This window comes from Streptomyces sp. NPDC059853, from assembly GCF_042731495.1.
In the GTDB taxonomy this organism is placed as follows: domain Bacteria; phylum Actinomycetota; class Actinomycetes; order Streptomycetales; family Streptomycetaceae; genus Streptomyces.
The window spans coordinates 1-8,471 of record NZ_JBHWJL010000233.1 but is presented as its reverse complement, the minus strand read 5'-3'; the positions used below and the strand labels follow the sequence as shown (position 1 = coordinate 8,471).

Here is an 8,471-nt window from a genome sequence, read left to right as displayed (position 1 = left end):
CCGCTGACCGCCTCCGGCCTCGTCGTCGAGGCCGCCACCGTCCACGACCCCGCCAACGGCCGCCCCACCCGCCCGCTGGACGTGGTCGCCACCAGCCACCACTTCCTCGGTGTCAAGCTCACCGCCGACCGGCTCCACGCCGTCGTCACCGACCTGCGCGCCCGGACCACCGCCGCGACCACCGAGCCCCTGCACGACCCGACCCCCGAGGCCGTCAGCGCCCAGATCGCCCGGGTACGCGACCGGCTCACCACCCCCGGCACCGCACCCGTCGCCGCCGGCATCACCCTGGGCGGCGCCGCACGCCCCACCACCGACACCACCGCCGCACCGCGCTTCGACGCCCCCTTCCTCGGCTGGCAGGACGTCGAACTGCGCGACCGGCTCACCCGGAGCACGGGCCTGCCCTGCGTCGTGGAGAACGACGTCGCCGCCCTCGCCCACGCCCAGCGCTGGTTCGGCGCCGCACGCGGCCTGACCGACTTCGCCCTGCTGACGGTCGGCGCGGGCATCGGCTACGCCCTGGTCCAGCACGGCCGGATGGTGCCCGCTGCTGCCGTGGACCTGAGGGAGTTCAGCCACCACGTACTCGACCCCGGCGGCCCGATGTGCACCGGGGGACACCGCGGCTGCCTCGCCTCCTACCTCTCCACCCACTCCGTCCTGGCCGCGGCGGCACACGGGCTGCGCCGCCCGGTGACCCTGGACGAGGTGGCCGCACTGGCCCGCGCCGGGGACCCGGTGTGCCGGAACGTCCTCGGCCCGGCCGCCTGGGCCCTGGGGGCGGCGCTGGCCACCATCGCGAACCTCTGCATGATCAAGGACTTCGTCGTCGCCGGGGAGGGCCTGGTCCTGCTGGCCGGTGAACAGCGCGCCGTACACGCCGGGATCAGGGACCGGCGGTACCGCGACCCCGACTCCCTGCGGGTGACGCTGCTGCCCCCCGACTTCGCCGAATGGGCCCGCGCCGCCGCGGTCGCCGCCATCAGGGCCTTCGTCCTGCGGGAGGACTGAACCGGCCGCACAGCCACGGCCGGCGGACCCGCCCCCTCGCACCAGGCCGCCCCGTCGCCCAGCGCCTGGCCGCCCTGGACGTCGCCGTGCGGTGTCAGACCGGGTAGTCGCCGGTCAGGATGGCCGAGGCCAGTTCCACCCGGGAGCGGTAGCCGGCCCGTTTGAACAGGCGGGTCAGGCGGCTCTCCACGCTCTTCTCGCTGCACCCGAGCGCGATCGACATCTCCCGGTTGGTCAGACCCTCCGTCACCAGCACCGCCAGCAGCCGTTCGTGCTCCGCGGTGGTGGCGCTGCGGCCGGGGACGGAGATGTTCCGCGCGCGCATCAGGTTCCGCAACTGCGCCTTGCGCATGAGCGCGTCGAGGTCCCCGTACAGGCCGTACGCCTCCCGCAGCAGCGCCGGGTCGGCCTGGCCGAGGCGGACGACGGTCTGCAGGGTGTCGGCGAGTTCCAGCGGCTGGTCCCGGCGGCGGGCCAGCCGGATCGCCTCGGCCGACGCCGCGTGGTCGCCCTCCACCATGGCGACGCCGATGAGCCGGCACAGGTGGGCGCGGCCGGTGCCGATCCGGTCCGCCACCCGGATCACCTCGGCCACGCTCCGCCGGGCAGCGGCGGTGTCGCCGGTCACCAGTTCCGCTTCGGCGCGCCGCAGCCACAGTTCGTCCGTGCCCACGACCAGGCCGCGTTCCCCGGCGAGCGCCAGTGCCTCCTTGATCACCTCCAGGGACCGCTCGCGCCCGCCCAGCACCTGCTCCCACTCGGACTCGGGCACGGCGAGCAGGTGGAGCAGCAGGGAGTGGACGCTCTTGGCCTGGTCGATCACCGCCCGGGCCTCGGTCAGCCGGCCCCGGGCGGCGAGGATGGTGCTCAGTTCGCGGGAGGCCATGGTGTGACTGGTCAGTTCGCCGACCCAGGTGCCGGCGGCCAGCGCCGTTCTGGCGAGTTCCAGGGCCCGGTCCCACTGCCCGGCGTGGCTGTCCGCGATCACCCGGTCGGGGATCGGCCGGTAGCCGGACGGCAGGTGGTGGGTGGCCAGGAGTGCTTCGGCCCGGTCCAGTTCGTTGAACTGCATGAGCGCCCTGACCAGGCTCGTCAGCCGCTGGAAGCGGTGCCGGCCGCCCCGGTGCCACAGCGGATAGCGGGTCGGGTCGTCGACGGAGCGGTCCAGTTCCGCGGTGCGGCCGAGGAGCGCGGCCCCGGTCTCGCTCACCACCTGCCCGACGGCGGCGACCAGGTCGTTCTCCCGGCTCCAGATCCCCCGGGTGGCCGCCAGATGGTCCACCGCCTCCCGCCAGCGTTCCAGGTGGCACAGGGCCAGACAGCGGGCGACGATCCGGTGTCCCTCGCCGCCCGGCAGCGCGCGCCAGCGTTCTCCGGCGAGCGCGGCGAGCACCGTCGTGTCGGACGAACCGGCGGCCGAGACCACCCAGATCGCCTCCATGTCGAACAGGTCCTCGGAGGACACCAGCCCCGTGTACCGGGACAGGACCGTCCAGGCGCTCTCCATGGCCTCGGCGTGCCGCAGATGGATGCAGCAGGCCGTCGCGTGGAGCATCAGCGCGGCGGCCCGCCGCTCGGGTTCCGTGGTCAGGTCGAGGGCGGCCCGCAGCCAGCGCACCGCGTGGTGGCCGTCGTGCAGCATGACGGCCCGGCCCAGGGCCAGCAGTTCCGCGGCGGCCCGCCGGGGATCGACGAACCGGCCCGCCGCGACCAGGGCTTCGGCCAGGCAGCGGTCGTCGGCGACCGCCTCGCCCGCCCATACGGCGGTGACGGCGACCTGGGAGAGCCGGCGCCGCTCGAACTGGCCGAGGCAGCCGGCCAGCGCGTATGCGAGCAGCGGCAGCCGGAACCGCCACTGCCCGCCGGTGTGGTGCAGCACCCCCTCGGCCCGGAGCAGTTCCAGCCGCGCGCGCACCTCCTGCTCGTCCGTCTCCAGCGCGCGGGCGATCAGCCCCTCGGCCGCCGGGCCCAGCGGGTGCAGCACCGCCAGGGCCTTGGCGGCCGACCAGGCGCCCTCGCCCAGGTGCCGGATGTGTTCGACCAGCGGCAGATCGTCCGGGACCTCGGGCGGGCGCTCCGGTGAGGTGAGGCAGGCGTGCCGCTGGAGCACGCGCAGTGCCCCGCCGCGCCGGTAGCCGGCGACCGAGGCGAGGACGGCGGCGGGGACGCCCCGGCAGTCCCGGCGCAGCCGGGCGGCGAGCGCGGCCGACGGCCGGGCCCGTACCTCGTGGGCGACCAGGGTGTCCACCTCGGCGGAGCACAGCGGGCGCAGCGGCACCACGCGGACCAGGCCGGCCGCCCGCAGCCGGCCGAGCACGGCCCGGTCCCGGGCGGCGCCGCCGGGGGTCGAGCGGTAGCCGCACACGAAGGTGACCGGCCCGCCGGCGAGCGAGCGGATCCTCGGCAGCAGCGTGCCGCGGGAGGCCGTGTCGGCCCACTGGAGGTCGTCGATCAGCACCACGAGCGTCTCGCCCGGGGCGACCGCCGACCGCAGGGCGGCCGTCAGGTCGCGGCCGGCCTCCGGCGGCGTCACGGGGGCGGTGTGCGCCGCCCGCCGGCCGTCCTCCGCCCGGTGCAGCGTGCCGAGTTCGGCCGTCAAACGGGCGGCCAGCGCATGATGACGGTCACGCTCGTTGCGGGCCAGGCGCAGGTGGAGCACGCGCACGCCTCGTTCGGTCAGTGTCTCCCGGACGGCGGCGAGCACCGTGCTGCGGCCGATGCCGCCCGGACCGGCGACGACCAGCAGCGGCGGAGCGCCCGGCGAGGTGGCGTCGTCGGCGAGCCGCGCGACCGTGCCCGCCCGGCCCGGCAGAGCCCGCCGCGGCCGGGGCGATCCGTCCGTGTCCCCGGAACTGCTGATCACCCAGGCAGTATGCCCACAGCTTTGCCTCACAGACACACATGGGGAAGGCCCAACAGCCCGTGCAGAATGGCAGTTGACCCGAAAGGGCAGGTCCTGGCGGGTCTCGCGGAGCAACCGCCCGGGCGCGGGGAGGGGACGCGTACGGCCCCGGAGCGCCGCCGCCCGGCACACCCCAGGAGGAGGCGGGCAGTGGCCCGAGACCGTACCCGTGTGCAGGGCAGGGACCGTGATGTGGCCGAGCTGCGCACCGCGCTGATGACGGGCCGGGGCTCCCTGCTGGTCCTGCGCGGCCCCGCCGGGATCGGCAGATCCGCGGTGCTGGACGCCGTGGGTGGCTCGCTGCGGGCGGAGGGGGTGCGGGTGCTGCCGGTACGGTTCGGGGCCGGCCCCGGGGACCCCGCCGCGGACCCGTACGGCATCGCCTCGCTGGTGCGCAGTGTGCGCGACCGGTTCGAGGCGTTCGCCGACACGGGGCTGGCCGACGCGCTCACCCCGGTGGCCCGGCTGACCCAGTCCCCGGGCGGGGACGCCGGTGGCTGGGTGCCGTCCATGGTCACCGAACTCGGCGCCCTGTTCGACCGGCTCGCCCGGGGCGGGCGCATCGCGCTGCTGGCCGACGACGCGCATCTGGTGGCCGAGCCCGCGCCGCTGCTCACCGCGGCCCGCCGCTGCGGCTTCCCGGTGCTGGCCACCTGCCGGCAGGACACCGGGCACGAGCCGGGGACCGCCGAACTGCGCACCGCCGCCGACCGGGTGTTCACCCTCGGCCCGCTCACCGAGGCCGACGCGCTGGTACTGCTGCGCCGGGCAGCGGGCACCCGGCTGGACGAGGCGGCGGAGGCCGCACTCCGTACCGCGCTGGGACCGCTGTTCACCCACCCGGGCACGGTGCTGGGGACGCTCGCCGACCTCCGGCGCCGTGGCCGGCTGACCGTCTTCCGGGGACGGCTGTGCCTGCGCTCCCCGGGGGAGGCGATCGCGCTGCCCGCCGGGCACCCGCTGCTGGCACGGGTGGCCGGGGCGGGGCCGCTGGCACCCTGGCTGCTGTCCTCGGTGGCCGTGTGGGACGGGGTCAGCGTGGACGACCTGCCGCTGCTCACCGAGACGATCGGCGCGGATCTCACCGCCTGCGGCCGCACCCTGGACCGACTGATCGAGGAAGGCGTGCTGGTCGCCGATCCGGCGGGCCGGGTGCACTGCCGCTGCCCGGCGCTGGCCGCCGCCGCGGTCGACCGCACCAAGGTGTTCTGGGGCGCGGGGCTGCACGCGGCGATCGCCGAACGGCTGCTGGCCCGCCAGGGGCGGGACGGCGCGGTGGACTCGGTGGCCCTCGCGGACCACATCGCGCGCGGCAGCACGGCGCTGGCCCCCGGCGAGGACATGACCGCGCGGCTGCTGGACCTGGCGGGCGCCGCGGCCCGCGAAGAACCCCAGCGGGCCGCCCTGCTGTGCGCCGCCGCCCTGCACCGGCTGCCGCCCGCCGGTGCGGAGCACGCCCGGGTCCTCAACCGGCTGCTCACCCTGGTGCTGCGCACCGGGCAGTACGAGCTGCTGCGGGACGCGCTCGGCACCTGCACCGAGCCGGACGGGCCCCGCGGCGCCATCGACCCCCGCGCCCAGGCCCGGGCCGCCGCGATGCTGGTGGCGCTGCACACCGGGGAACGGCCCGCCGGTCAGGAGGTACGGGCGCTGCTGGACGAGGAATTGCCGGGCCCCGGCAGGACCGGCTTCGCCGAGTGGTGGTTCGGGAGCCGGCCGTCGGACCCGGGGGCGCCGCGCCGCCCGTCGCCCTCGCGCTGGATCGGAGTGCCCGGGTTCCTCGCGGCGGACGAGATGGAGGTGGTGCAGGCCGCGCTGTCCGGCGACACCGACGCCTGCGTACGCGCGTGGCGCGCCACCGGCCGCCCGGCGCCGTGCGCCGATCTGGACCGGCTGTGCGCGGCGGCCGCGGTGGTCGACGTGGCGACCGTGCTCCATCTCGTCCTGGGCGACCGCTACCGGCTGCCGGACACCGGTCTGCTCGGCGCCTACCGCCGGGTGGTCGAGAGCCACCGGGCCGCCGACTGGTCCCGGGCCATGTCGGCCGTCCGCGAACTGGAGCTGTCCGGCCCCGCCGACACACTGGTGCACCATGCCGCCCGGCTGTTCGCCGCCGACATCTGCGCCGCCCGCGGCGAGTTCCGGCAGGCCGCCGAGTGGCTGGCGGCCGCCGCGCCGGCCCCGCGGCTGGCGGGACTGCGCGCCTGGGCGAAGATCGGTCTCTACCACCACACGGGCCAGCACCGCCGCGCGATCCGGCAGGCCCGGCACGTCTCCCGGCGACTGCACCGGGCCGGCCGGCACGCCTGGCTGGACCGGATGCTGACGCGGGCGGTGGGGATCGCCGCGTACACCGACGACCTGGACGCCGCCGGTCAGCTGCTGGAGCAGACCGAGCGGCTGCACCACGGGGACGGCCGGACCCGGCTGACCGAGAGCGTCCATCTGGCGCGCGCCCTGGCCGGCCGCGACGTGGTGCACGCCCGGGTGGCCGCCGATCTGGCGCGGGAGCGCGGGGACCGGTCCGTGCTGCTCGAATCCGCCCCGGTGGTGGCGCGGTTCGCGGACGACCCCGGGCCGTGGCTGCGCGAGGCGCACGACCTGGCGACCGGCTGCGGCGCCGCCGTGCTGCTGGAGCGCATCCGCGCGGTCACCCGTGAGCGCGGGGTGCCCGCCCCGCGCGCCCGGGCACGGCGCCGGACGGCCGGTGACACGGAACGCCGCGTCGTCGAACTGATCGGCGCCGGGCTGACGAACCGTCAGATAGCGCAGCGGCTCGCCCTCAGCGAGAAGACCGTCGAGCACTATCTGACCAGGCTCTTCGCCCGCACCGGCTGCCGTTCCCGGGTCGAACTCGCCGCCGCCAGCCTCAGCGGCCGGCTGCCCACCGCCTGACCCTGCGCACCGCCCGGCGGGCCCGGCCGGGCCCGCCGGATCAAAGATGCCAACCCCGGGTCCCTCTCGGGCCCAGGTCCCTTCCGGGGGCGGACACCCCACCGGCGGTCTCCCTACCGTCGCATGCATGACCGACATCGATGTGCCCCAGGTCGCCGATCCCGAGGTGGCCGCCATGGTGAGAGCCGAGGTGGAGGGCCGCTGGCCGCTCGGCGTTTCGGGCCTCGACGAAGTGGTGCGGTACGGACTGCTGCCCTTCGGCAAGATGATGGGCCCCTGGTTGCTGATCCGCTCCAGCCTGGCGGTCGGCGGCGATCTGGCGACCGCCCTGCCCGCCGCCGTGGCCCTGGAGTGCGTCCAGGTCGGCGCGATGATGCACGACGACATCATCGACAGCGACGCCCAGCGGCGCGGCAAGCCCGCCGCCCACTCCGTGTTCGGCCGGCAGAGCGCGATCGTCGGCGGCGACGGGCTGTTCTTCCACGGCTTCGCGGCCCTCTCCGAGTGCCGGCAGGCCGGCGCTCCCGCCGACCGCGTCGCCCAGGCCCTGGCCATCCTCTCCCGGGCCGGTCTGCGCATCGGCGACGCGGCCATCCGGGAGATCCGGATGAGCCGCGAGATCTGCCCCGTCCCCGCCTACCTCGACATGATCGCCGACAAGAGCGGCGCCCTGCTGTGGATGGCCTGCGGCGTGGGCGGCGCGCTCGGCGGCGCCGACGACACCGCGCTGAAGGCGCTCAGCCAGTACAGCGACCAATTGGGCATCGCCTACCAGATCCGCGACGACCTGATGCCCTACGACGGCACCCGGGCCGGCAAACCCAACATCTCCGACGTGCGCAACGGCCGCCCCACCCTCCCCGTGCTGCTCGCCCACGAACGCGCCTCCCGCGCCGAGCAGCAGCGCATCGAACGCCTGCTCGCCGACACCGCCGCCCCCGCCGACGAGCGCTACGCGGCCATGTCGGACCTGGTGCACGCCCACGACGGGGTGCAGGCGGCACGGCAGGTGTCCCACCGTCACGTCCAGCTGGCCACCGAGGCCCTGGAGACCCTGCCGCCGGGCCCGCACCGCGACGCCCTGGAGGGCCTGACCGTGCCCGGTCGCCTGGTGTGAAGCGGACTCACCCCCGAGGAGCTGGCCCGATGACCTCCCCCACCTACGCGACGTATCTGCGCCTGGACGAACTCCTCTCGCTGCAGGTCCCCCTCACCCCCCGGGACCAGCGCGACCTTAGCGACAGCGAGCGGCTGTTCATCGTCGTCCACCAGGCGTCCGAGACCCTGCTCAGCCAGGTCCTCGTCGACCTGCGGCACATCGACGCCGGCCCCTGCGGCCCCGCCTGCCGCGCCCACCGCACCGACCGGGCGGTCCGGCTGATCGGCGCGCTGGAGGGCCAGCTGACCCTGCTGCGCCGCACCCTGCGGCGGGAGGACTTCCTGGCCTTCCGGGACCGCTTCGGCACCGCGAGCGGACTCCAGTCCGAGCAGTTCCGCGAACTGTTCGCGCTCACCGCCAGACTCACCGCGACCCCGGACGGCGGCGGGTCCGGCGCGCTGGAGGCCGCCGTGCGCCGCTGGCGCACGACCCATCTCGGCCTGGTCGCGCACATGCTCGGCGACCAGCCCGGCACCGGCAACACCTCCGGGCGGCATTTCC

Annotated in this window: 5 protein-coding genes; 4 read left to right on the top strand and 1 reads right to left on the bottom strand. The window is 76.0% G+C overall.

Features of this window, described 5'->3' with window-relative positions:
- On the top strand, positions 1 to 1,014 hold a 1,014-nt coding region (locus ACFV5N_RS20900), incomplete at its 5' end, for an ROK family protein (RefSeq protein WP_385601938.1).
- Between the two features lie 94 nt (positions 1,015 to 1,108).
- Here the strand turns inward: ACFV5N_RS20900 and ACFV5N_RS20895 are convergent.
- Positions 1,109 to 3,877, bottom strand: a complete 2,769-nt coding sequence (locus ACFV5N_RS20895; protein ID WP_385601935.1) for an AAA family ATPase — start codon at positions 3,875 to 3,877, stop codon at positions 1,109 to 1,111.
- A 210-nt stretch (positions 3,878 to 4,087) separates the two neighbouring features.
- Here ACFV5N_RS20895 and ACFV5N_RS20890 point away from each other — a divergent pair, with 210 nt between their 5' ends.
- From ACFV5N_RS20890 to ACFV5N_RS20880, 3 genes are all read left to right on the top strand, one after another.
- Positions 4,088 to 6,811: a LuxR C-terminal-related transcriptional regulator gene (locus tag ACFV5N_RS20890; protein ID WP_385601932.1), complete on the top strand. Its 2,724-nt coding sequence runs from the start codon at positions 4,088 to 4,090 to the stop codon at positions 6,809 to 6,811.
- A 127-nt stretch (positions 6,812 to 6,938) separates the two neighbouring features.
- On the top strand, positions 6,939 to 7,928 hold the full coding sequence (locus ACFV5N_RS20885) for a polyprenyl synthetase family protein (protein ID WP_385601930.1): 990 nt from the start codon (positions 6,939 to 6,941) through the stop codon (positions 7,926 to 7,928).
- Between the two features lie 29 nt (positions 7,929 to 7,957).
- Positions 7,958 to 8,471 (top strand): tryptophan 2,3-dioxygenase family protein (locus ACFV5N_RS20880; protein ID WP_385601927.1); only part of this gene is annotated, 514 nt, incomplete at its 3' end.

Excerpts from the sequence above, each read along its gene's own strand:
- ACFV5N_RS20885 (WP_385601930.1), top strand. The coding sequence starts at position 6,939 with ATGACCGACATCGATGTGCCCCAGGTCGCCGATCCCGAGGTGGCCGCC.